The 23,886-nt window shown below is 64.2% G+C and carries 22 protein-coding genes, 1 pseudogene and 1 riboswitch; of the genes and pseudogenes, 11 read left to right on the top strand and 12 right to left on the bottom strand.

Annotation, left to right across the window (positions count from 1 at the left end):
• Together HK436_RS17020 and HK436_RS17015 are read left to right on the top strand one after the other, a co-directional pair.
• Complete coding sequence (locus tag HK436_RS17020; RefSeq protein ID WP_173191680.1) at positions 1-456, top strand: DMT family transporter; 456 nt, start codon at positions 1-3, stop codon at positions 454-456.
• Positions 457-545: 89 nt separating this feature from the next.
• Entirely contained in the window at positions 546-1,190 is a 645-nt protein-coding gene (locus tag HK436_RS17015) for a YiaD family glycine zipper/OmpA-like lipoprotein (RefSeq protein WP_173191678.1), read from the top strand.
• A 20-nt stretch (positions 1,191-1,210) separates the two neighbouring features.
• Here the strand turns inward: HK436_RS17015 and HK436_RS17010 are convergent, their stop codons facing one another.
• Both HK436_RS17010 and HK436_RS17005 read right to left on the bottom strand, forming a co-directional pair.
• Complete coding sequence (locus tag HK436_RS17010; RefSeq protein WP_244649010.1) at positions 1,211-2,119, bottom strand: pseudouridine-5'-phosphate glycosidase; 909 nt, start codon at positions 2,117-2,119, stop codon at positions 1,211-1,213.
• A 23-nt stretch (positions 2,120-2,142) separates the two neighbouring features.
• Entirely contained in the window at positions 2,143-3,084 is a 942-nt protein-coding gene (locus HK436_RS17005; RefSeq protein ID WP_173191674.1) for a carbohydrate kinase family protein, read from the bottom strand.
• A gap of 291 nt (positions 3,085-3,375) precedes the next feature.
• Here HK436_RS17005 and recA point away from each other — a divergent pair, with 291 nt between their 5' ends.
• Positions 3,376-4,473: a recombinase RecA gene (recA, locus tag HK436_RS17000; protein WP_173191672.1), complete on the top strand. Its 1,098-nt coding sequence runs from the start codon at positions 3,376-3,378 to the stop codon at positions 4,471-4,473.
• 184 nt (positions 4,474-4,657) lie between these two features.
• A complete protein-coding gene (gene alaS, locus HK436_RS16995) occupies positions 4,658-7,321 on the top strand; it encodes an alanine--tRNA ligase (RefSeq protein WP_173191670.1) in 2,664 nt (887 codons plus the stop codon).
• A 15-nt stretch (positions 7,322-7,336) separates the two neighbouring features.
• Here the strand turns inward: alaS and HK436_RS16990 are convergent, their stop codons facing one another.
• The 3 genes from HK436_RS16990 to HK436_RS16980 form a co-directional block, all read right to left on the bottom strand.
• Positions 7,337-7,969, bottom strand: coding sequence for a DedA family protein (locus HK436_RS16990; RefSeq protein ID WP_173191668.1), 633 nt, complete (start codon positions 7,967-7,969; stop codon positions 7,337-7,339).
• Positions 7,966-8,316 (bottom strand): hypothetical protein, encoded by a 351-nt coding sequence (locus tag HK436_RS16985; RefSeq protein ID WP_173191666.1) that lies wholly within the window; start codon positions 8,314-8,316, stop codon positions 7,966-7,968. The genes HK436_RS16990 and HK436_RS16985 overlap by 4 nt, the downstream gene beginning before the upstream one ends.
• Positions 8,317-8,618: 302 nt before the next feature.
• Positions 8,619-9,833, bottom strand: a complete 1,215-nt coding sequence (locus tag HK436_RS16980; RefSeq protein WP_173191664.1) for an NADP-dependent isocitrate dehydrogenase — start codon at positions 9,831-9,833, stop codon at positions 8,619-8,621.
• 143 nt (positions 9,834-9,976) lie between these two features.
• On the opposite strand from HK436_RS16980, the gene HK436_RS16975 reads away from it, so the two are divergent.
• The 3 genes from HK436_RS16975 to murI all read left to right on the top strand — a co-directional run bounded on the left by HK436_RS16975 (position 9,977) and on the right by murI (position 12,595).
• The gene (locus HK436_RS16975; protein ID WP_173191662.1) at positions 9,977-10,777 is read left to right on the top strand and encodes an alpha/beta fold hydrolase; all 801 of its coding nucleotides are present in this window, start codon (positions 9,977-9,979) and stop codon (positions 10,775-10,777) included.
• Between the two features lie 152 nt (positions 10,778-10,929).
• Positions 10,930-11,790 carry an RNA methyltransferase gene (locus tag HK436_RS16970; protein WP_173191660.1) on the top strand — a complete coding sequence of 287 codons (861 nt, stop codon included), beginning with the start codon at positions 10,930-10,932 and terminating at the stop codon, positions 11,788-11,790.
• Complete coding sequence (murI, locus tag HK436_RS16965) at positions 11,783-12,595, top strand: glutamate racemase (RefSeq protein WP_173191658.1); 813 nt, start codon at positions 11,783-11,785, stop codon at positions 12,593-12,595. Before HK436_RS16970 ends, murI begins: the two co-directional genes overlap by 8 nt.
• On the opposite strand, the gene HK436_RS16960 is transcribed toward murI, so the two are convergent.
• Positions 12,568-13,032: a 6,7-dimethyl-8-ribityllumazine synthase gene (locus HK436_RS16960; protein WP_173191656.1), complete on the bottom strand. Its 465-nt coding sequence runs from the start codon at positions 13,030-13,032 to the stop codon at positions 12,568-12,570. The two genes, murI and HK436_RS16960, sit on opposite strands and share 28 nt — an antisense overlap.
• Positions 13,033-13,114: 82 nt before the next feature.
• Positions 13,115-13,259, bottom strand: a riboswitch (FMN riboswitch).
• A 265-nt stretch (positions 13,260-13,524) separates the two neighbouring features.
• Here HK436_RS16960 and rpsD point away from each other — a divergent pair.
• Both rpsD and HK436_RS16950 read left to right on the top strand, forming a co-directional pair.
• Positions 13,525-14,142: a 30S ribosomal protein S4 gene (gene rpsD / locus HK436_RS16955; RefSeq protein ID WP_173191654.1), complete on the top strand. Its 618-nt coding sequence runs from the start codon at positions 13,525-13,527 to the stop codon at positions 14,140-14,142.
• Positions 14,143-14,167: 25 nt separating this feature from the next.
• Positions 14,168-15,874: a glycosyltransferase family 39 protein gene (locus HK436_RS16950; protein WP_173191645.1), complete on the top strand. Its 1,707-nt coding sequence runs from the start codon at positions 14,168-14,170 to the stop codon at positions 15,872-15,874.
• Here HK436_RS16950 and HK436_RS16945 read toward each other — a convergent pair.
• Positions 15,781-16,806, bottom strand: a complete 1,026-nt coding sequence (locus tag HK436_RS16945) for a glycosyltransferase family 2 protein (protein ID WP_173191643.1) — start codon at positions 16,804-16,806, stop codon at positions 15,781-15,783. The genes HK436_RS16950 and HK436_RS16945 overlap by 94 nt on opposite strands.
• 135 nt (positions 16,807-16,941) lie before the next feature.
• On the opposite strand from HK436_RS16945, the gene ttcA reads away from it, so the two are divergent.
• Positions 16,942-17,796 carry a tRNA 2-thiocytidine(32) synthetase TtcA gene (ttcA, locus tag HK436_RS16940; RefSeq protein WP_173191641.1) on the top strand — a complete coding sequence of 285 codons (855 nt, stop codon included), beginning with the start codon at positions 16,942-16,944 and terminating at the stop codon, positions 17,794-17,796.
• Here ttcA and HK436_RS16935 read toward each other — a convergent pair.
• The 5 genes and pseudogenes from HK436_RS16935 to HK436_RS16915 all read right to left on the bottom strand — a co-directional run bounded on the left by HK436_RS16935 (position 17,793) and on the right by HK436_RS16915 (position 23,550).
• On the bottom strand, positions 17,793-19,034 hold the full coding sequence (locus HK436_RS16935) for a multidrug effflux MFS transporter (RefSeq protein ID WP_206680534.1): 1,242 nt from the start codon (positions 19,032-19,034) through the stop codon (positions 17,793-17,795). The genes ttcA and HK436_RS16935 overlap by 4 nt on opposite strands.
• A 103-nt stretch (positions 19,035-19,137) precedes the next feature.
• Positions 19,138-19,473, bottom strand: coding sequence for a Grx4 family monothiol glutaredoxin (gene grxD, locus HK436_RS16930; RefSeq protein ID WP_173191637.1), 336 nt, complete (start codon positions 19,471-19,473; stop codon positions 19,138-19,140).
• A 92-nt stretch (positions 19,474-19,565) separates the two neighbouring features.
• Positions 19,566-19,793 (bottom strand): annotated as a pseudogene (locus HK436_RS16925) (BolA/IbaG family iron-sulfur metabolism protein); the annotation flags it as partial.
• Positions 19,794-19,807: 14 nt separating this feature from the next.
• On the bottom strand, positions 19,808-22,009 hold the full coding sequence (purL, locus tag HK436_RS16920; RefSeq protein WP_173191635.1) for a phosphoribosylformylglycinamidine synthase subunit PurL: 2,202 nt from the start codon (positions 22,007-22,009) through the stop codon (positions 19,808-19,810).
• Between the two features lie 137 nt (positions 22,010-22,146).
• Positions 22,147-23,550 carry an aminotransferase-like domain-containing protein gene (locus HK436_RS16915; RefSeq protein ID WP_173191633.1) on the bottom strand — a complete coding sequence of 468 codons (1,404 nt, stop codon included), beginning with the start codon at positions 23,548-23,550 and terminating at the stop codon, positions 22,147-22,149.
• 90 nt (positions 23,551-23,640) lie between these two features.
• Here HK436_RS16915 and HK436_RS31490 point away from each other — a divergent pair, with 90 nt between their 5' ends.
• The gene (locus tag HK436_RS31490; RefSeq protein WP_244649008.1) at positions 23,641-23,886 is read left to right on the top strand and encodes a DUF1127 domain-containing protein; all 246 of its coding nucleotides are present in this window, start codon (positions 23,641-23,643) and stop codon (positions 23,884-23,886) included.

Here is a 23,886-nt window from a genome sequence, read left to right as displayed (position 1 = left end):
ATGCAGCATCCGTGGCTGGTGCTGCTGGCATTCGCCGCGGGCGCGCTGCTTTCCGCGCAGGGGCCAATTCTTACGCGTATCGCGTTTCACGCCGGCGGGCCGATACAGGCCGCGACCGTCGCCTTTGCCGTCGGCCTTTGCGTGCTTCTGGCAGCCGGTGTGCTCGCAGGAACCGGCGTGCCCCGGCTGGGCGCAGTCGTGAGCATGCCCGTCTGGCTGTGGGCGGGCGGCCTTATTGGAACCGGGCTGCTTCTGCTGACGCTTTACGCGGTGCCGCGCATCGGCGTTGCGGCCTTCGCCACTGCGGTCGTGTGCGGGCAGTTGCTGGCGGCACTCGCCTACGACCATGTCGGCGCCTTCGGCATCGAGCTGCGGCGGGTCGGTTTGCGCGAATTGGCGGGGACAATGCTGCTGCTCGCCGGCCTTGTAATGATTGCCTGCGGGCCGCGCGACTGAACAAGGGCCGCAGGCCGGGATTTTGCCTTAATCTGTGCTAGAACGAGCCGGGATTCGCGGAATCGCGACATTCAGGAGAGGGTATTCACATGAAGAAGATGATGATCGGCATGGCTGCCGGTGTGTTTCTGGCCGGCTGCACCACCAACCCCTATACCGGCGAACAGCAGGTTTCACGTACCGCAGGCGGCGCGGCGCTCGGCGCGCTGGCGGGCGCGGGACTGGGCACGCTGGCTGGCGGCGACGACCGCCGCAACGCGCTGATCGGCGCGGGCATCGGCGCGCTGGCAGGCGGCGCGATCGGCGGCTACATGGACCAGCAGGAAGCGGAACTGCGCGGCTACCTGCAGGGCACCGGCGTGTCGGTTACCCGGCAGGGCAACAACATCGTGCTCAACATGCCGTCAAACATCACCTTCGCCACCGACCAGGACCAGGTGACGCCGGCATTCTACAACACGCTCAACGCCGTGGCCCTGGTGCTCAACAAGTACAATCGCACGCTGGTCGACATCAACGGCCACACGGACTCCACCGGCAGCGCGCAGCATAATCTCGGCCTGTCGCAGCGCCGTGCTTCCTCAGTGGCGACCTATCTGGGCCAGCAGGGTGTCGATGGACGTCGCTTCGCGATCAACGGCTTCGGCGCGTCTCAGCCGGTCGCCGGCAACGACACGCCGGACGGACGCGCGCAGAACCGCCGCGTCGAGATCCACCTCGTGCCGATTTCCTGACCGGCGACGCGGAGGCCCGGCTACAGGGCCTTCGCGATCCGGGCGGCCAGGCGGGCGTTGTTCTCGACCAGTGCGATGTTGGTCGCAAGGCTCGCGCCGTCCGTCAGGTCCAGCATCCGCGACAGAAGATAGGGCGTCACTGCCTTGCCGGTGACGCCCTTTTTATCGAGCTCGGCCTGGGCCGCAGCAATGTGGACCGCCATGACATCGGCGGGGATTTCGGCTTCCTCCGGCACAGGATTGGCGATCAGCATGCCACCGGAGATGCCGAGCTCGCCTCGCGTGCGCTGGAACCGCGCGATCGCTTCCGCACTGTCCAGCCGCAGCGGTGCAGGAAAGGGCGAGGTGCGCGACCAGAAGGCCGGCATCACGTCTGTGCCGAAACCAACCACGGGTACGCCCCGCGTCTCCAGCACCTCCAGCGTCTTTTCGATGTCGAGTATCGCCTTGGCGCCGGCGGAAACCACGATGACGGGCGTGCGCGAGAGCTCATCGAGATCGGCCGAAATGTCGAAGCTCTTTTCGGCCCCCTTGTGCACGCCGCCGATGCCGCCTGTGGCGAACACGGAAATCCCGGCCATGTGCGCCGCGATCATGGTCGCGGCGACCGTCGTGCCGCCGGTGCGCCCCTCGGCGACCGCGAAGGCCAGATCGGCGCGCGACAGCTTCAGCGCGCCCTGCGTCTGGGCAAGCGCCTCGCGTTCGGTTGCCGACAGGCCTATCTTCAGGCGTCCGTCCACCACCGCGATGGTTGCCGGGGTCGCGCCTTCCTCGCGGATGATCTCTTCCACCCGCGCCGCCATGGCATTGTTCTGCGGCCAGGGCATGCCGTGGGTGATGATGGTGCTTTCAAGCGCCACCACGGCGCCACCACCGGCGAGCGCTGCGGCAACCTCGGGGGCGACATCGATATGTTCGGGGGTCGGCATGCGGGTCTCCTTGTTCGAGGCGCTCATGCCATGGGTGCGGGGTGTCCGACAAGCGCAAGTGCCGCCTCGAATGCCTCGTCGTCATAATACGCCACCACCTGCGATGCCTCGACTGTCAGCCGGGCAGCGGCCATGCCGTGGCGAAGCGCTTCGGCGAAGCCGAGGCCGCGCATCAGGTGGGCCACCGTCACGCCGGCGATTGCATCTCCCGCTCCGGTGACGTCGGCTACGAAGCGTGCAGGGGAGGGAGCGATGGTGAAAATGCCGCCGGGGTCGAACGCCGTCAGCGGTGCGCCGCCGGATGTGATCACGCCACGGGCGAGTCCTTTGCCGCGCAGAACCCGCGCCGCCTCGACAATATTCGCGCCGCTCTCGAGACCTGCAAGCGTGCGCGCCTCGTTGGCATTCATGAACAGGCACGAAAGCCGCGCCAGAACGCCCGCGAGGCGCCCGACCTTGGCCGGTGATATGCCGATTGCAAAAACCGGTAGGCTGCCGGCGTGATTGACCAGCGCCTCGGCCGCTGTTGCGGGCATGTTGGCCTCGCACAAGACGGCATCCGCACCTGACACCGCATGGCGCACCTTGCTGCGGCGGACCTGTTTCGGAAAGCCGATATCGTAGAGGCTCATGTCGGCGAAGCCCGCGATCAGTTCGCCTTCGGCATCGATCAATGCGGTGTAGCTCGGCGTCGTCCTGTCGAGGAAGACTGCCGACAGATCCTCCACCGAAACGTCGGCGATCGCACGGGCGACGGCGTCTGCGGCCACGTCGCCGCCGCGCAGCGACAGGATCGAACCGTCGACGCCGTGGCGGACGGCATTGCGCAAGGCGTTGAAGGCGCCGCCGCCGACTTCCTCGCTCATGGTCCCGGGATTGGACGCCGCAGGTACGTAGGCGCCGGCAAGACGGCCGCGGCGGTCGATGTGAGCCGCTCCGGCGGCGAAGAGTCTGGGGCGGTTCATGATTGGAGACATGTTGGATCGAAGAGCCGCGACACTAGGAGGCGCGCGTCATCCCGGCAAGCGGGATCGGGCGAATCGGACCATGCAGGAAGCCCGCTACCGGCAGCGAAATATCTTTGGGAATGTAAGGGTCTGCCGAGAGCAACGGGATTGGACAAAAATGGAACGTATTCAGAAAATCATTCCATTTCAATAATTTGATACCCCTTGCCAAACGTGAACAAAAAAGGTACAAAAATTTCAGGGACACCGGACTGACCGGCTTCGCTCAAGACCAAGGGGTAAGGTATCATGGCTCAAAATTCATTGCGGCTTGTTGAGGACGGTTCGGTGGACAAATCAAAGGCTCTGGATGCAGCGCTCTCGCAGATCGAGCGCGCGTTCGGCAAGGGTTCGATCATGCGGCTCGGTGCGAACGAGCAGGTGGTCGAGATCGAAACGGTGTCGACCGGCTCGCTGGGGCTCGACATCGCGCTTGGCGTGGGCGGACTGCCCAAGGGGCGCATCATCGAGATTTACGGGCCGGAAAGCTCCGGTAAGACGACGATGGCGCTGCACACGGTGGCCGAAGCGCAGAAGAAGGGCGGCATCTGCGCCTTCGTCGACGCCGAGCATGCACTCGACCCGGTCTATGCGCGCAAGCTGGGCGTGGACCTCGAGAACCTGCTGATCTCGCAGCCCGACACCGGCGAGCAGGCGCTGGAAATCTGCGACACGCTGGTGCGCTCCGGCGCGATCGACGTGCTCGTGGTGGACTCGGTCGCAGCACTGACGCCGCGCGCCGAAATCGAGGGCGAGATGGGCGATTCGCTGCCCGGCCTGCAGGCTCGCCTAATGAGCCAGGCGCTGCGCAAGCTGACCGCTTCGATCTCGCGCTCCAACACGATGGTCATCTTCATCAACCAGATCCGCATGAAGATCGGTGTCATGTTCGGCTCGCCCGAGACCACGACCGGCGGCAACGCGCTCAAGTTCTATGCCTCGGTGCGTCTCGATATCCGCCGCATCGGCGCGGTGAAGGATCGTGACGAGGTGGTCGGCAACCAGACCCGTGTCAAGGTGGTCAAGAACAAGCTGGCGCCGCCCTTCAAACAGGTCGAATTCGACATCATGTATGGAGAGGGCGTGTCGAAGACCGGCGAGCTGATCGACCTTGGCGTCAAGGCCGGCATCGTCGAGAAGTCGGGCGCCTGGTTCTCCTACAATTCGCAGCGCCTGGGTCAAGGCCGGGAGAACGCCAAGCAGTTCCTGCGCGACAATCCCGATACGGCGATCGAAATCGAGCTGGCGCTGCGCCAGAATGCCGGCCTGATCGCGGAAAAATTCCTGGAGAATGGCGGGCCGGGCGACCAGGACGGCAATGAAATCGACGAGGCTTCCGGCATGTAGTCCGGACACGCCGTCATCCTGTTATTGTTACCGCAACCGCCGGCAGACCCTGCCGGCGGTTGTTTCGTTGTCGTGGCTGGTTGGTGCGGGATTTCTGGACAGTCGGATTCGGCAGCGCTAAAAGCCAAACCCACATCCGATCCAAGGCCGCGGCGGGTTGCGGCCCCTTCACGAAGGCATGAGCATGAGTGGCGTCAACGACATCCGGTCGACCTTTCTCGACTATTTCCGGAAGAACGGACACGAGGTGGTGGCATCATCGCCGCTCGTGCCGCGCAACGACCCGACGCTGATGTTCACGAATGCCGGCATGGTGCAGTTCAAGAATGTCTTCACCGGGCTGGAGTCTCGGCCTTATTCGCGCGCCACGACGGCGCAGAAGAGCGTGCGCGCCGGCGGCAAGCACAACGACCTCGACAATGTCGGCTACACCGCGCGGCATCTCACCTTCTTCGAGATGCTCGGCAATTTCTCGTTCGGCGACTATTTCAAGGAACAGGCCATCGAGCTTGCCTGGAACCTGATCACCAAGGATTTCGGGCTGTCGAAAGACAAGCTGCTGGTCACGGTATACCACACCGACGACGAAGCAGCCGACCACTGGAAGAAGATCGCCGGCTTTTCCGACGACCGCATCATTCGTATCGCCACCAGCGACAATTTCTGGGCGATGGGGGATACCGGCCCGTGCGGCCCGTGCTCGGAAATCTTCATCGACCGCGGCGAACACATCTGGGGCGGTCCGCCCGGATCGCCTGAAGAAGATGGCGACCGTTTCCTCGAGTTCTGGAACCTGGTCTTCATGCAGTTTGACCAGCCGGAGCCCGGCGTCCAGGTGCCGCTGCCGCGCCCGTCGATCGACACCGGCATGGGACTGGAACGCATGGCGTCGATCCTTCAGGGGGTCGATAGCGTTTTCGAGACGGACCTTTTCAAGGGGCTGATCGAGGCCACGGCATCGGTGCTGGGCAAGCGGCCCGAGGCCGGCAACGTCGCATCGTACCGCGTGATCGCCGATCACCTGCGTTCGTCCTGCTTCCTCATAGCGGACGGCGTGCTGCCGTCGAATGAGGGGCGTGGCTATGTCGTTCGCCGCATCATGCGCCGCGCCATGCGTCACGCGCAGCTTCTGGGCGCGTCGGAGCCGTTGATGTACAAGCTGGTGCCGGCGCTCGTGCGCGAGATGGGCAGCGCCTATCCCGAGTTAGTGCGCGGCGAAGCGCTGATTACCGAAACGCTCAAGCTGGAAGAGACGCGCTTCCGCAAGACGCTGGCGCGCGGCCTCGGACTTCTGGCCGATGCCACGGAGACGCTTGGCGCAGGCGACCGGCTCGACGGCGAGACGGCCTTCAAGCTCTACGACACCTATGGTTTCCCGCTCGACCTGACGCAGGACGCGCTGCGCCAGCGCGATATCGCGGTCGATACCGCTGGCTTCGATGCTGCGATGGAACGCCAGAAGGCGGAGGCGCGCGCGAGCTGGGCCGGTTCGGGCGAAGCGGCTACCGAGACGATCTGGTTTGGCGTGCGCGACCGCGTCGGGGCAACCGAGTTCCTCGGCTACGATACCGAAACGGCGGAAGGCGTCGTAACCGCACTGGTGAAGGACGGGCAGGAGGTGACGTCGGTCGCGACCGGTGAGGACGTCGCCATCGTCGTCAACCAGACGCCGTTCTATGGCGAATCCGGAGGCCAGGTGGGTGATACCGGCAAGATGACCGGCGAAGGCTTCTCGATCGAGATCACCGACACCCAGAAGAAGGGTGACGGCGTTTTCGTTCATTCCGGGCGGGTCGTTTCTGGCACCGTCGCCAAGGGCGCGTCGGTCGAGATGAAGGTCGACCATGCGCGCCGCACGAAGATCCGCGCCAACCATTCGGCCACCCATCTCGTGCACGAGGCGCTGCGCGAAGTGCTGGGAACCCATGTGGCGCAGAAAGGCTCGCTCGTCGCGCCCGACAGGCTACGCTTCGATTTCTCGCATCCCAAGCCAATTTCGGCCGCGGAGCTGGAGCGCATCGAGACCTACGCCAACGAAATCGTGCTGCAGAATGCGCCGGTGACGACGCGGCTGATGGCTGTCGACGATGCGATCGCGGAAGGCGCCATGGCGCTGTTTGGCGAGAAATACGGTGACGAAGTGCGGGTCGTGCGCATGGGCACGGCACTCCATGGCGACAAGGCGAGCAAGCCCTATTCGGTCGAGCTCTGCGGCGGAACGCATGTTTCGGCGACCGGCGATATCGGCATCGTGCGGCTGGTGTCGGAAGGCGCGGTTGCATCGGGCGTGCGCCGCATCGAAGCGCTGACGGGCGAGGCCGCGCGCCTGCACCTCGACGAACAGGACCGGCGGCTCAAGGCAGCGGCTGCGGCGCTGAAGGTCGCGCCGGCGGATGTGGTCTCGCGTCTCGAAGCCGTCCTCGACGAACGTCGCAAGATGGAGCGGGAACTGGCCGAGGCGCGCAAGAAGCTGGCGCTTGGCGGCGGGTCCGCTGCAGGCGGCGGCAATGAGGGCGAAAGTGTGGGCGGCGTCGGTTTCCTCGGCCGCGTCGTTTCCGGCGTTTCGCCCAGGGACCTGAAGCCGCTCGCCGACGAGGGCAAGAAGTCGCTGGGCTCCGGCGTCGTGGTCTTTGTGGGCACCTCGGATGACGGCAAGGCCAGCGTCGTGGTCGGCGTCACCGACGATTTGACCGGACGGTTCTCGGCTGTCGACCTGGTACGCCAGGCCTCCGCCGCGATCGGCGGGCAGGGCGGCGGCGGCCGTCCCGACATGGCGCAGGCCGGCGGCCCCGACGGCTCGAAGGCTGCCGATGCCGTCGCCGCGATCAAGGCTGCTCTGGCCGGTTGAGTCTCGCCTACACCGTCATGCCGGGCCAGGGTCCAAGTTTTCTGGACCCTGGTCCGTGCTTGCCGGGGCGATCCTGTGCCACAGCCGCCAGCCGATGAAAATTGTCACGACAAGCGCACCGATGGCCCAGCCAGCATTCGCGATCATTTCGGCGATTCCGGAGATGTAGCTGCTGAAAAGAAAGCCCAGCGTGAGGTACGCTGCCACCCAGATCGCCTCGCCGCCGAGACCCCATAGGGTGAAGGCAGGCCATGGCATGCCGGCAGCTCCGCTGGTTAGATTGATCCATGGCCCTGCCGGGCTGACCAGCCAGCGACTCAGGAAGACGCTGGCGCGACCCCATCGGCGGGAGAACTGCCTGGTGGTGGAAAGTCCAGATGCAATGTAGTCGCTGCGCCCGGCAAACCTTTCGAGCCTGCCACCGAGTAGTCGCCCGGTGAGATAGCCAGCCTGGTCGCCGGCGGCAGCGCCACCGATTGCCCATCCGAAGACCTCAAGGGCACTGAGGTCCGATGCGGCCAGCAGAGCGCCGACGCTCATCAACACGATCGATGTCGGCAGTGGCAGTCCGAACTGTGCGACGGCCAGCGTGATCGCCATGCCCACGAGGCCGTAGGAAACATACAGATCGGTCACCAGATCGATCACGACGCTTCGGCTTTCGCGCGTGCTATAGCCGCTTCGATCTCATCGATCAGCGTGGTGACCGGCACCCCGCGATCATCGGCGATCCGAGCAAGGGTTCTTCTGTCCGGCTCGTCCGCCTCAAGGCCAAGCATGCCGCGAAGCTGGCTGCGGTCGATGTCGTAGGAGCGGGCGATGTATCCGACCGTCATCCAGTCTTCGATTGGCACCTCTCGATGGGTAGCCCAGTAAGTGTAGAAGACGATCGTGCGGCCCAGGAAGAAAAGGGTCAACGCCCCGGCTATGACGAACGCGATGCCGAGCGCCCTGTGCTGGCGCCATGTCAGGCCAACGGTATCACGCCAGTTCATGGGGCTTTGCCTGATGGTTTCCGCGCCGCAGGTTGCTTAGGCCACGGCGATCATCCTACCATTATCTTCAGCGAAGGGAGCGCGGCAAGCGCGATACGTGATGAGCCGTGCCGTGCTTCGGCTCACGCGACCGGAGTAGAATGTGCAAGGAGGGCAGGCGTTTCCTGTCGCACAAGACCGGCTGAGCGACACAGCCGCCTGCCGGTCCTAACCGCCACAAGTCAAGCCAACCGCAGTTGCACGGCCTGAAACAAAAAGGGCGGCATGAGGCCGCCCTTTCCGCAAATATCGTGGGTCGTCGCTTACGACGCCATCGCCTTCTGGAGGTTCTCGTCGATCTTGTCGAGGAAGCCGGTTGTCGACAGCCACGGTTGATCGGCGCCGATCAGCAGCGCGAGATCCTTCGTCATGAAGCCGGATTCGACCGTCTGGATGCAGACCGTCTCCAGCGTGTCGGCGAAGCGCTTGAGCTCTTCGTTGCCGTCGAGCTTGGCGCGGTGGGCGAGGCCACGCGTCCAGGCGAAGATCGAGGCGATCGAGTTGGTCGAGGTCTCCTCGCCCTTTTGGTGCTGGCGGTAGTGGCGGGTCACCGTGCCGTGGGCGGCTTCCGCCTCAACCGTCTTGCCGTCCGGGGTCATCAGCACCGAGGTCATCAGGCCGAGCGAGCCGAAGCCCTGTGCGACCGTGTCGGACTGAACGTCGCCGTCGTAGTTCTTGCAGGCCCAGATGTAGCCGCCGGACCACTTGAGGCTTGCAGCCACCATGTCGTCGATCAGGCGGTGCTCGTACCAGATCTTCTTTTCCTTGAAGGCGGCCTCGAACTCCTCCTCGTAGACCTCCTGGAAGATGTCCTTGAAGCGGCCGTCATAGACCTTGAGGATGGTGTTCTTGGTCGACAGATAGACCGGCCAGCCGCGCAGCAGGCCGTAGTTCAGCGAGGCGCGGGCGAAATCGCGGATCGATTCGTCGAGGTTGTACATGCCCATGGCGATGCCGGCTGCCGGCGCTTCGAACACTTCGTGCTCGATGACCTGGCCATCCTCTCCGACGAACTTCATCGTCAGCTTGCCCTTGCCGGGGAACTTGAAGTCGGTCGCGCGGTACTGGTCGCCATAGGCGTGACGGCCGACGACGATCGGCTTGGTCCAGCCGGGGACGAGGCGCGGTACGTTCTTGCAGATGATCGGCTCACGGAAGATGACGCCGCCGAGGATGTTGCGGATCGTGCCGTTGGGCGACCGCCACATCTTCTTGAGGCCGAATTCCTCGACGCGCGCCTCGTCGGGCGTGATGGTGGCGCACTTGACGCCGACGCCGTGCTTCTTGATGGCGTTGGCCGCGTCGATCGTCACCTGGTCGTCGGTGGCGTCGCGGTTTTCCATGCCCAGATCGTAATATTCGAGATCAAGGTCGAGATAGGGGTGGATCAGCTTGTCCTTGATGAACTGCCAGATGATGCGGGTCATCTCGTCGCCGTCGAGCTCGACGACCGGATTTTCCACCTTGATCTTCGCCATAGGAAATGCCTCGTTTCTGGGAGAGGGGACGGAACGTCCCGCAGGTTTCGAACTGGAAATGCGGCCCCTATAACATCGGGCGGCGGGAAGGCAAAGCCATGCGGCGGATCGAATGCGGTCCGCGCGCCATGTGGAGGAAACGAATGGAATTCCGCTTCCTGCAACACGATGCCGGTGCCGTCTCGCTCAACGTGGCGATGGCGGGCGAACCGGATGCGCCGCTGGTGATCTGCCTGCACGGCTTTCCCGAATACTGGGCGGCCTGGGCCGACGTCATGGCTGCGCTGGCCGATGATTTTTGCGTGGCGGCACCCGATCAGCGCGGCTTCAACCTTTCATCGAAGCCGGAAGGCGTCGAGCGCTATCGCGTGAAGCATCTGGTCGGCGATCTCGCGTCGCTCGCCGACAGGCTTTCGCCGGGCCGCCCCTTCGTGCTTGCCGGCCATGACTGGGGTGCATCGGTCGCCTATGCCTATGCGATGGCCTATCCGGACCGCGTTTCGCATCTGGTGATCGCCAATGGCGTGCATCCGGTCTGCTTTCAACGCGCGTTGCTCGACGACGAGGCCCAGCGGCAGGCCAGCCAGTATATCCATCGGCTGCGCGCCGAAGACGCGGAGGCGCTTTTGTCGCAGGACGATTTTCGGCGACTGATCCGCATGGTCGAGGGATTTTCCGCAGCCGATTTCTTCGACGATGCGATGAAGGCGGCCTATCGCGAAGCCTGGCGACAGCCGGGCGCGCTGACCGGCATGCTGAACTGGTATCGCGCGTCGCCCCTCGTTGTGCCGACGCCCGGCGAGACGACCGGCCACGCGATGATCATGGATATGCCGGAGGATCAATTCGCGGTGCCGATGCCGCATCTGGTGCTGTGGGGGAGGCGGATCAGGCGTTGCTTCCGGCCTGTCTCGAAGGGCTCGATCGCTTTGCTCCGCGATTGACCGTTCAGCGGATTGCCGGCGCAAGCCATTGGGTGCTGCACGAGAAGCCGGACACGGTGGCGGACGCGATGCGGCGGTTCATCCTTGGCTGAGCCCGTTCCGTTTTCCGTCAAACTGTGCCACTGGAGCAGGCTTTCAAGCCGGGGAGAACAATGGCAGGCACCGCGCGCGAGAAACAGTTGATCCAGGAAGGGCCGGCGATCGTGCTCGTCGAGCCGCAGCTCGGCGAGAATATCGGCATGGTTGCGCGCGCCATGGCCAATTTTGGCCTCGCGGAGCTGCGCATCGTCAATCCGCGCGATGGCTGGCCCAGCGAGAAGGCGCGAGCGGCCGCATCCAAGGCCGACCACGTGATCGACGGCGTGAGCGTGTTTGCGGCGCTGCCGGAGGCAATTGCCGACCTGAACTATGTGATCGCCACCACGGCCCGCGAGCGCGATGGCTTCAAGCCGGTGCGCGGACCGGTGGAGGCCGGCCGGATCCTGCGCGAGCGTTTCGTGGGCGGCCAGAAGACCGGCATCCTGTTCGGGCGGGAGCGGTTCGGACTTTACAACGACGAAGTGGGCCTTGCCGACGAGATCGTGACCTTTCCCGTGAACCCTGCCTTCGCCTCGCTCAACATCGCGCAGGCGGTGCTGCTGATGTCCTATGAATGGATGAAATCCGGGCTGGAGAGCGAGACGCAGACCGCGTTCGAGGGGCCGCGCATGAACCCCGCGCCCAAGGTTTCGCTTCAAGGGCTTTTCGACCATCTGGAAGAGGCGCTGTCGGTGCGCGGTTATTTCCGTCCGCCGACCAAGAAGCCGAAGATGGTCGACAATCTGCGCGCGGTTCTGACACGCCCGGGCTTTGCAGAGGCCGAGATAAAGGTACTGAGGGGCGTGATCTCCTCGCTCGACTATTTCTCGCCGAAGGAGCCGCGCGGTGCGGCCTATCCCGAGCGCAAGGCGACTGCCGACGCCAAGACACATGCCGCCGACAGCGCCAAAAGCGGAGAGCCTGACCGTGAGTGAGCGCCCGGTCCTGCTGTTCGATTCGGGCGTCGGAGGATTGACGGTACTGCGCGAGGCGCGGGTGCTGATGCCGGACCGCCGCTTCGTCTATGTCGCCGACGATGCCGGGTTTCCCTATGGCGACTGGGAAGAGGACGCCCTGCGGGCGCGCATCGTCGAGCTGTTTGCCCGACTCATTGCCGAGCACGATCCAGAAATCGCGGTGATCGCCTGCAACACGGCTTCGACGCTGGTGCTTGCCGACTTGCGGGCGGCATTCCCCGATACGCCGTTTGTCGGCACTGTGCCGGCGATCAAGCCGGCAGCCGAGCGGACCCGCTCCGGGCTGGTCTCGGTGCTCGCAACGCCGGGCACTGTAAAGCGCCAGTACACCCGCAACCTCATCCATGAATGGGCAGCCAAATGCCATGTCCGGCTGGTCGGCAGCGTCCGGCTCGCTGCCTTGGCCGAGACTTATATGCGCGAGGGTTTTGTCGACGAGGAGGCCGTGCGTGCCGAAATCGCCCCCTGCTTCATGGAGGAGGCCGGCAGGCGCACGGATATCGTCGTGCTGGCCTGCACGCACTATCCCTTTCTCGTCAATCGCATGCGCAAGACGGCGCCGTGGCCGGTCGACTGGATCGATCCGGCCGAGGCCATAGCCCGCCGCGCCCTGTCGCTGCTCGGTCGGGATGGCCGGCCGCGCCGGGACGGATTGCCGGAGCAGCCGGACATAGCCGTCTTCACCTCGCAGTCTCCGGCACCTTCGGTCGTGAAGCTGGTGCGAGGCTTCGGGCTTCAGGCGGCGACATCCTTCACCGCCTGACCCTGAGCGGCCAGCGCTGCGCGGGTGCTGCCGATCATCAAGGCCGCCCGGGCCGCCTCGCGACCCTTCTCGACGAAGTGCGCACGATAGATCTCCCGATGGTGATCGGTCTCCTGATACTGATGCGGGGTCAGCGACACCGAGAGCACCGGAATGCCGGTGTCCATGCCGGCGCGCATCAGCCCGTCGACCACGGCCTGGGCAACGAATTCGTGGCGGTAGATGCCGCCGTCGACAACGAAAGCGGCCGCCGCGACCGCCGAATAGCGTCCGCTGGCGGCAAGGTCTCGTGCCAGCAGCGGCATTTCGAAGGCGCCGGGCACGTCGAACACGTCCACCTGGTCGGCTGGAACGAGTTCGCAGAAACCTTCCAGCGCACGCTCGACAATATCGGCGTGCCAGTTGGCTTTGATGAAGGCATAGCGGGTGGGTGTCATAATGATCTCCTTTGGCAAACAGACACGTCACCCAAGGCGATCACGAACGGCGGCGACCATGCGCATTGCGCCAGCCTCGACCGTGCGTTCTCTTTCATCCGGACTATGACCGTCGGCCCAGGCATCTCACCTGATCTGCTGACCCTTCCTCGCGGAAGGCGCTCGCGGGCTCGCGGCAATCGCCGCATACCGCCGGTGGGGATTTCCACCCCGCCCTGAGAACGGTAAAAGTGTAGGATCGCCAGCCGCGAACTGCAATGGCGAAATGCTCGATTGCGCCACGCGCGCGGCGCGTTGACAAACAGCCGGCTTTGCCATATCCCACCGCCAGCGCCGGGCAGCAATGTCCGGCGGTTCACTGACGTGTCCCGTGGGCATCTTCGCAAAGCGTGCGTGGGATGCCCTGTCAGGCTCCGAAAAAGGGGGCCAGAGGAGGGCGCGTTTCCTTGATCCGATGTGTGAGCATCGGGTCGCAACTTTTGAGGAAATGCGATGAGCAAGCGCGAATCCGCCAAGTATAAACTCGATCGCCGCATGGGCGAGAACATCTGGGGCCGCCCGAAGTCCCCGGTCAACCGTCGTGAATACGGCCCCGGCCAGCACGGCCAGCGCCGCAAGGGCAAGATGTCCGACTTCGGCCTGCAGCTCCGCGCCAAGCAGAAGCTGAAGGGTCATTACGGCGACATCTCCGAAAAGCAGTTCCGCAAGACCTACGAGGAAGCCGACCGTCGCAAGGGCGATACGCCGGACAACCTCATCGGCCTGCTCGAATCGCGCCTCGACGCGGTCGTCTATCGCGCCAAGTTCGTGCCGACGATCTTCGCCGCGCGCCAGTTCGTCAACCACGGCCACGTCAACGTCAACGGCCGCCGGGTGAACATCGGTTCCTACCGCTGCAAGCCGGGCGACGTGATTGAGGTTCGCGAGAAGTCGAAGCAGCTCGTCATCGTGCTTGAGTCGGTTCAGCTCGCAGAGCGCGACGTGCCGGACTACATCGAGGTCGACCACAACAAGATGGTCGCAACCTTCAATCGCGTGCCGGGCCTGGCCGACGTGCCGTTCGCGGTGCAGATGGAACCCAACCTCGTCGTCGAGTTCTATTCCCGCTAAGCGTCCCTCAAGCGAAGGACAATCGATGGCGGAACCACGCACCGAACCGGTCTCCGCCATCGGCGCCCGAGGGCTTTCGAGCCCTCCGGGCGGTGTGTCGTTGTGGGTGCTGATCCTGCTGGCCGTTTATGTCGGCTTCTGGACAATCCAGCGCGACTTCGCCCAGTACAATCTCGACCGCCACGGCGACATGGTCGAGAATTTTGCCTGGGGCATCACCTGGCAGCTCGGATACCAGAAGCATCCGCCGCTCTTCGGCTGGATCACGGCGCTCTGGTTCGAGATATTTCCGCGCACCAACGCGGCTTATTATCTTCTTTCGACCGTGAACATGGCCGTGACGGCATGGGCGATGTGGCTCGTGTCGCGACGGTTCCTGACGGAATGGCAGCAGGTCATCGCGGTAGCTATGATTTTCGTGATGCCGCCGCTCAGTTTTCGCGCGCTGGACTACAACGCCAATGCGGGCATGATGCCCTTCTGGACGCTGGCATTCCTGTTCTATTTGCGGACGATCGAGCAGCAGCGACTGCTGGACGCCTGCCTGACTGGGCTGTTCTGCGGGCTGGCGATGCTGGCGAAATATCACTCGCTGGTGCTCGCTGCCGCGCTTGCCGCGCACATGATCTGGGATCGCGAGACGAGGCCCTTGCTGAAGACGGCGCTGCCGTGGGCAGCGACGGCAGTCGGTGCGCTCGTAGTCGCGCCCCATGCATGGTGGGTGGTTCAATCGGGCTTCCGGACCGTTAGCTACGCCGCCGAGCAGGGCGACGGAACCTTCATATCCGCGGTGGGCAGTGCTGCGGACTTCTTCATCGCCTTCCTGCTCTATTCGCTGCCTGGCGTGATCGTCGCGCTTCTCTACTGGCGCAAACGGCCCGGCCGGGCGATCCTCTCGATGCCGAAAGGCTGGCGCGGCCTGCCTGCGACCGTGCAGGGGCGTGCGCTGCTTTTCATCGGCCCCGGTTCGCTCGTGCTGACCATCGTTTTCGCTCTTGTGCTCAGTGCGCAGTTGTCCTCGCTGTGGGTGATACCGTTCTTCTTCACCGTGCCGATACTGCTCGCGCTTGCGGTCGCGCCGGGCAACGCCGTTCATATCTGGTATGCGGCGCCCGCTGCAGTGATCGTCTTCTGCGCAGCCATGGCGGCTGCGACACCATGGCTGCGTGGCGACCTGCTGGAGCGCGCGACGTCCAATACCGTGGAGCCGGTTGCCGAGCTTGCCGGCATGGTGCAGGAGCGCTGGCATGAGGAAACGGGCTCACGGCTTGCTATTGCAGCATCGCCGGTCGATTTCCTGGCCAACAGCCTGTCTTTCTACGCTTCCGACACGCCTTACGCGGTCGAGGGCAACCTCGATACATCGCCGTGGGTGACGCAGGCAGACATCGAGCGCCAGGGCGCCGCCTTCATCTGCCGTGCGCCATCGGACGCAAGTGGTTGCGATGCCGCCGCCGCGGGGGCTTCTGGGGCGTGTCGATTCAACTGCCGAGCTGACCATTCCCGCGGTGGAAGGTGCGGGAGGGCCGTCGCGCTGGGGTTACACCGTTTTCTTTCGCTACCCCGAGACGCCGGCACCTGCCTCGGAAGGTTGAGGGTCTCGACCCGTCAGCCTGCGACATCGCCTCGGCCAGCCGTCTATCGTTCGCTCTGTTTCTCCGATTTGCGGACCCTTGCACGCGGCCTGCGCTTTTCAGAAGACGGGATGCCGTGCACGTCGCGCACGACGTAGAGCGGCCGGCCGCGCACCTCCTGCGAGATACGGCCGACATATTCGCCCATGATGCCCAGCGACAGAAGGTTGAGGCCGCCGAGGAGCAGTATGACGACCATGGTCGAGGCGTAGCCCGGTGTGTCTGCACCCCAGATCATCGTGCGGACGACGAGAAACCCTGCGTAGATGAAGGCGCAGAGGCCGATCAGCAGCCCGGCAACGCTCCAGATGCGCAGTGGAGCGGTGGTCGAGGCGATCAGCCCGTCGAGCGCGAAGCGGATCAGCCGGCGGTACGACCACTTGGTTTCGCCATGCAGCCGGGCAGGGCGCTCATATTCGACATCGACATTTTGATAGCCGACCCAGGAATAGAGCCCCTTCGTGAAACGGGACCCTTCGGCGAGCGTGTTCAATGCATCGACTACAGCCCGGTCGAGCAGCCGGAAGTCGCCGACATTGCGCTTGATGGGAATGTCGGAAGCCGCGTTGTAGAGCCTGTAGAAAAGCCTGGCGGTCGAACGCTTGAACCAGGTGTCCTCGCGCCGGCTGGAGCGTACGCCGTTGACGACCTCCGCACCCTCGAGCCAGGCTTCCACCATGGCAGGAACGACTTCGGGCGGATCCTGCAGGTCCACGTCCATCGGGATCACGGCATCGCCGTCAACATGGCTCAACCCTGCCGCCAGAGCAGCCTCCTTACCGAAGCTCCGGGACAGGCGAATAAGCTTGATGGACGGATTGCGTTCGCCGGCCGCGATCGCGATGCGGGCGGTGTCGTCCGAACTGCCGTCGTCGATAAAGACGATCTCATAAGGACGTCCGCCGAGCCTGTCGCGACAAACCGCCTCCAGAATCGGCACGGTGCGCTGGAGGAACGCGGGAATCGCGTCTTCCTCATTGAGCACCGGCACGATGACGGACAGGGCGGGGGATTGCGGTGCTTTGGCCATGCGGGATTTGTTTCCAGAGGCTTCGTCGGGGGCTCTTAACAGCGGCCAGCTATCCCCGCAACAACCGTCTCGCGCGTTGCACGGCGCGGACGGCTGTGCTTTGTGGCCCAATCAGCAAACAGGCCCCGAGGCGAGATGCAGACGCTCAAAGTGAAGCAAGACGAACCGGACGACGGCGGAACGGCCGATTTCGCCTTGTTCCGCAACGCGCCATCGTCGGTCGAGTTCAACAAGCTGCGCAAGCGGCTGCTGCGCGATACGCGACAGGCTCTCGAAGATTTCTCGATGGTGAAGCCGGGCGAACGCTGGCTGGTGGCGCTTTCGGGCGGCAAGGATTCCTATGGCCTGCTGGCGATCCTGCTCGATCTCAAATGGCGGGGGCTGCTGCCGGTCGAGCTTCTGGCCTGCAATCTGGATCAGGGGCAGCCGAATTTTCCCAAGCACATCCTGCCGGATTACCTCACCTCCATCGGGGTCGAGCACCGGATCGAGTATCAGGACACGTATTCCATCGTCACCGACAAGATCCCGGAAAACCGCACCTACTGTTCGCTGTGCTCGCGGTTGCGACGAGGACATCTCTACCGTGTTGCGCGCGAGGAGGGCTGCGCCGCGCTGGTGCTGGGACACCACCGCGAGGACATTCTGGAGACGTTTTTCCTCAACCTCTTTCACGGCGGGCGGCTGGCAGCGATGCCGCCCAAGCTCGTCAATGACGAGGGAGACCTCACCGTCCTGCGACCGCTCGCCTACTGCGCCGAGGCGGATCTGGCACGATTCGCCGAGGCGATGGCGTTCCCGATCATTCCCTGCGACCTGTGCGGCAGCCAGGACGGGCTGCAGCGCAACGCGATGAAAGCGATGCTGGAGGATATCGAACGCCGGATGCCGGGGCGCAAGGACACGATGATCCGGGCGCTCGGCCATGTGCGGCCAAGCCATCTGCTCGACCGCACGTTGTTCGATTTCGCTGCGCTCGGCAGCAGCTAAACTGGCGGATTCTGGGACTGGAACAGCCGCCCCTTCTCTGCGATCAGCACCATGACGAGCGCGAAGGCGGCGGCAAAGAAATAGCCTGCCGCCATGGGCATGACCGTGCCGTCGAACGCCTGGCCGATCGTCGCCCCGATCAGCCCACCGCCGACCGTCTGCAGAAAGCCCTGGACGGATGATGCCGTGCCGGCGACATGGCCCAGCGGCTCCATCGCCAACGCGTTGAAGTTCGCGCCGATCCACGAAAACTGGACCATAGCCAGCGCGAAAATCGTCACGAAGGCCCACAACGGCATCGAGCCGAACAGGGTCAGCACGAAGGCAAACGCCGTCACTGCCGTGAAGCCCAGCAAGGCGCCGTGTGCAAGCCGCCGCATGCCGAAACGGCCGACCAGCCGCGAATTGAGGAACGACGAGACTGCCATGAGCCCGGCAACGGCGGCGAAATAGACCGGGAACATCGCGCCGACGTCGTAAATCCCCACATAGATCTGCTGGGACGAATTGATGAAGCCGAACAGCGCGCCGAAAATCGCGGTGAGTGCGATCGTGTAGCAGATCGCGGGGCGGTTGGTGAGCACGATGCGGAAACCGTCGGCAATCACCCTGGCCGTAAACGGCCGGCGGAATTCGTCATGGAGGGTCTCGGGTAGCCTGAAGAGCACCCAAAGCGTGATCGCAAGCGACATGACCGTCATGAATACGAAGATCATGTGCCATTCTGAAAACAGCATGATGACCTGACCGATGCCCGGGGCGATCACCGGCACGATCATGAACACCATGAAAACCAGCGACATCACTTCGGCCATGGCGCGACCGCCATAGACGTCGCGAACGACCGACATCGCGATGACGCGGGTCGAGGCAGCACCCAGGCCCTGAATGAAACGCATCGCCAAGAGGCCGGCGAAACTGGGCACGAAGACGCAGACTGCTGCCGCCCCGACATACACGAACAGGCCCACAAGCAGCGGTGTGCGGCGCCCGAAGCGGTCGGAGATCGGACCGAAGAAAAGCTGGGCGAGGCCGAAACCGGTGATGTAGGCGGTGATGACGTACTGGCGCGCGTTTTCATCGGCGACGCCCAGGCTGGCGCCGATCTCCTGCAGGCCCGGCAGCATGATATCGATGGCGAGCGCATTGAGAGCCATGAGCCCGGCGGCGATGGCGATAAGTTCCCAGCGCGGGATGGCGAGCGCCGGCGTTGGCGCCGTCGAGGCTGTTTGGTCCATAGCAATTGTTCCAGACGATGATCGAAAAAGAAATGCGCCGGCGGGCCGGCGCATACTCGTCGTGGAACCCCGGAAACCGGGATTCGGATATGTTAGTGGCGCGTCAGGCTGCGCCGCGGACGGTGACGCCCTTTTCGGTCATGAAGCCCTGAAGCTCTCCGGCCTGGAACATCTCGCGGATGATGTCGCAGCCGCCAACGAATTCGCCCTTCACGTAAAGCTGCGGGATCGTCGGCCAGTTGGAATAGTCCTTGATGCCCTGGCGAAGTTCGTCAGACGTCAGAATGTTGACGCCCTTGTAGTCGACACCGAGGTAATCGAGGATCTGCACTACCTGACCCGAAAAGCCGCACTGCGGGAAGCCTGGCGTGCCCTTCATGAAGAGTACCACGTCGTTGCTCTTGACTTCGTTGTCGATGAAACCGGCGATCTCGCTCATCTGGCTCGTCCTTTCTGGCCGGGTTCAAGGCCCGGCGGAATGTTTGGCTTGCCCCTATCTATTGCACAAGCGTGCGGGGCGCAATGTTCAGTCGGGTATGCTGGTCTGCGGGCCAGGGCATGCAGAACGCCACCCATGTTGCCTTTCAGCGCTTCGTAGACCATCTGGTGCTGCTGCACGCGGCTTTTGCCACGGAAGCTTTCGGCGACGACTTCGGCGGCATAGTGGTCTCCGTCGCCGGCAAGATCGCGGATCGTGACGACGGCGTCCGGAATGCCTTCCTTGATCAGCCGTTCGATCTCGTGCGCGTCCATTGCCATTGCAAATACCCCGTTTACTGCCCCATGAAAGCCGGAAACCAGCCTTCGTGCGCCGTCTTCAGTTCTGCTACCGATATGGCACGCGCCATGCCGAGCTTCAAGGATGCGCCGGCCGTCGTGCCGATCCGCACACAGGCGATGCCGGGTTCGGCGGCGAGCGCCGCGAAGGCGCTTTCGGGCATGGTGAGCACGTAACGCCCCTGGTCCTCGCCGAAGAACACTTCGACCGCATTGCCTTCCGGCGCGGTGATCTCTGCGCCGATGCCGGATGCCATCGCCATTTCGGCGAGCGAGACGGCGAGTCCGCCGTCTGAACAGTCGTGCGACGCGGTCGCGATGCCGCTGCGGATCAGCTCGCGAACGAAGTCGCCCGCCCGCTTTTCATGGGCCAGGTCCACAGGCGGCGGCGGGCCTTCGCGGCGCCCGAGAACGTCGCGCAGCAGCGCGGACTGGCCGAGATGGCCGCCCCACGGTCCAGGCGCGCCGACCAGCACGATGGCTTCGCCTTCGGCGGCAAAGCCGATGCGCGCCATCTTCGACCAGTCGTCGATCATACCGACACCACCTATGGTCGGGGTCGGCAGGATGCCGCGTCCGCTGGTCTCGTTGTAGAGCGAGACGTTGCCCGAAACGATCGGGAATTCGAGCGCGCGGCAGGCTTCGCCGATGCCCTTGATGGCATGCACAAGCTGCCCCATGATTTCGGGCCGCTCGGGATTGCCGAAATTGAGATTGTCGGTCGCCGCAAGCGGCAGCGCACCGGTGGCGCTGAGGTTGCGCCAGCATTCGGCCACGGCCTGCTTGCCGCCCTCGAAAGGATCGGCCTCGCAATAGCGCGGATTGACGTCGGACGAGAAGGCGAGCGCCTTCGTGTCGTGTCCTTCGACGCGCACTACACCGGCATCGCCGCCCGGGAGCTGCAGCGAGTTGCCCTGAATCAGCGTGTCGTACTGTTCCCACACCCAGCGGCGCGACGACTGGTTCGGCGAGCCGAGCAGCGAGAGAAGCGCATCGGCGATGTCGATATTCGGCAGATCGCCGCCCGAAAGCGGGGCAGGGACCTTCGGCTCCACCCACGGCCGATCGTATTCGGGCGCTTCGTCGCCCAGTTCCTTGATTGGCAGGTCGGCGACTTCCTCGCCCTGATGGAACACACGGAAGCGCAGATCGTCGGTGGTCTCGCCGACGATCGCGAAATCGAGACCCCATTTACGGAAGATCGCTTCGGCTTCCTGCTCCTTTTCCGGCCGCAGCACCATGAGCATGCGCTCCTGGCTTTCCGACAGCATCATCTCATAGGCCGACATGCGCTCCTCGCGGACCGGCACCCTGTCGAGATCGAGACGGATGCCGAGGTCGCCCTTGGCGCCCATCTCGACAGCCGAGCAGGTCAGCCCGGCCGCACCCATGTCCTGAATGGCGATGACCGCGCCGGAGGCCATCAGCTCGAGGCAGGCTTCCAGCAGACATTTTTCGGTGAACGGATCACCCACCTGCACCGTCGGGCGCTTTTCCTCGATGGATTCGTCGAATTCGGCCGAAGCCATCGTCGCGCCGCCGACGCCGTCGCGGCCGGTCTTGGCGCCGAGATAGACAACGGGGAGCCCTACGCCCGATGCCTTCGAATAGAAGATCGCGTCTGTGTCGGCGAGGCCCGCGGCGAAGGCATTGACGAGGCAGTTGCCGTTATAGCGGGCATCGAACTGCACTTCGCCGCCTACGGTCGGCACGCCGAACGAGTTGCCGTAGCCGCCGACGCCGGCGACCACTCCGGAAACGAGGTGCCGGGTCTTGGGATGGTCAGGCTCGCCGAAGCGCAGTGCGTTCATAGCAGCGACCGGGCGCGCGCCCATGGTGAACACGTCGCGCAGGATGCCGCCGACGCCGGTGGCCGCGCCCTGATAGGGCTCGATGTAGGAGGGGTGGTTGTGGCTCTCCATCTTGAAGACCACGGCCTGTCCGTCGCCGATGTCGACCACGCCGGCATTTTCACCCGGGCCTTGGATGACGCGCGGCCCGGATGTCGGCAAGGTCCGCAGCCACTTCTTCGAGGATTTGTAGGAACAGTGCTCGTTCCACATCGCCGAGAAGATGCCCAGCTCCGTGAAGCTCGGCTCGCGGCCGATCAGGTCGAGGATGCGCTGATATTCGTCCGGCTTGAGGCCGTGTGCGGCAACGAGTTCCGGCGTGATCTTGACGTCGTTGGGGATGGTCATAGGCAGCGGTCGGTTCCGGTGAGAAGGCCTGATGAGTCTCAGGGCTCCCCATAGCGCGTGCGGCTGCAAGGATACAGCCATCTGGAGACGAAAAACGTCGAAAACCGCAGAAATTGCAGCGTCTGGGTGCGGGGCATTCAGCCGTAGCTGTCGTAACCCGCCATCGGATTGTCGAGCAGCGAGCGCAGCCGATTGAAGCCATCCTCGGCGTCGGCACGCGGCAGCGACGAAAAGCCGACGCGCACACGATGGTAAACCTGTTCGGTGCGGCCACTTTTGAATTCGTCCTCGTCGTCGATCAGCACACCCTCGTTGGCGGCAGCCTGTCGGAAGGTTCCGGACAGCCATGGCTCCGCCAGCTTCAGCCACAGGAACGGCGCGTGACCGTGGGAGGCAAAGTCGTGACCGGCAAGGCGCTCGCGGGCGAGCTTTTCGCGTAGCTGAAGCTCTGCCGCGACGCGGGAGCGGATTGCATCGGCTTGACCGGAGAGCACGAGGCGCGCGGCTAGCTCGATCATCAGGAACGGGTTTCCGCCCGTCAGCATCTTGTAGGCGACCTGCACGCGTGGAGCGAGATGGGGCGGGCACGCGACCCAGCCGGCACGAACGCCTGCCGCCACCGTCTTGGACAGGCCGCCGACGTGGAACGTACGCTCCGGGGCCAATTCGGCGATCGAGACCGGTTGATCGACGAGCAGGGCCGCGTAGATGGCGTCTTCCACCAGCCAGACATTGTGCTTGCGAGCGATCTCAACGATCTCGCGCCGTCGGCTTTCGGGCATGACCGTGAGGGTCGGATTGTGCAGACCGGGAATCAGGAAGGCCAGCTTCGGGTGCTGCTGCGCGCAGAGCCTTTCGAAATCGCCGGGGTCTGTGCCGTCGCCATCAGCACCGATGGAGACGATGCGCCGGCCGATGAGGTTGGCGCTGCGCGCGATCGACGAATAGGTGAGCTGGTCGAAGGCAATCCGGTCGCCCGGCGCCGTCACGGTGGCGATGACGGCCAGGATTGCCGCATGCCCACCGAGCGTAGGAACGATCGTATCCGGCGATGGCCGCCACGCGCCCGTGGCCAGCCAGCGGGTTCCCGCGTCGAGCCAATCGGGAGCAGGGGCCCGCACATAGTTCACGATGGCATCAGGATACTGACGGACGATCTGGTGACCAAGCTCGCCGATGATCGATGCCTGGCCCACCTCGGGCGCTGCGGTGCTGTCCATGCGCAGCTTGTCTTCGCCGGGAACGGCGCTGCGTGTGCCACCCAAGGAGATCGGTATTGGAACCGCATCGGGTTCGCCATGGCCGAGAACATATGTGCCGCGCCCGACCTCGCCGCTGACGAGCCCGCGCTCGCGCAGCAGACCGTAGGCACGACCGACGGTTCCGATTGTCACCCCGAGATCGTAGGCGAGGTCGCGCTGCGGCGGCAGCTTGGCGCCAGACGGCAGGACGCCTTGGCCGATATCGGCCTCGATGCGGTCGGCGAGCCGTGCATAGAGCGGGCCGGAACCGTTCGACAGGTCGGGGAGCCAATTTGTCATGGTGTCAATTTCGTATATTGCACCCCTTAAAGAGTCAATCCAAATACCGCTTCGGGCCATCAAACGCGGCTTGGACCGAGGAATGGTACAATGAAGACAATTCATTCAATGCAGAATGACAATGTGTCGGAGATCGTCACTCTGCGCCGCTGGAGGCAGGACTATCTGCGCCGGGCCGCCGGCGCCTTCTGGCGCGCGATACGTGAGATCAGCTTTCGGGCCGAGCGTCAGCGCAGCCGTCGCCTGTTGCTCGAGATGACCGATGCGCAGTTGAGGGACATCGGCGTTTCGCGACCCGATGCGGCAAGGGAAGCCAGGCGGACGATCTGGGATTAG

Source organism: Neoaquamicrobium sediminum, assembly GCF_013240295.1.
Taxonomy (GTDB): domain Bacteria; phylum Pseudomonadota; class Alphaproteobacteria; order Rhizobiales; family Rhizobiaceae; genus Aerobium; species Aerobium sediminum.
Note: the sequence above shows the minus strand (reverse complement) of the source record. Positions and strands in the feature narration are given on the sequence as shown.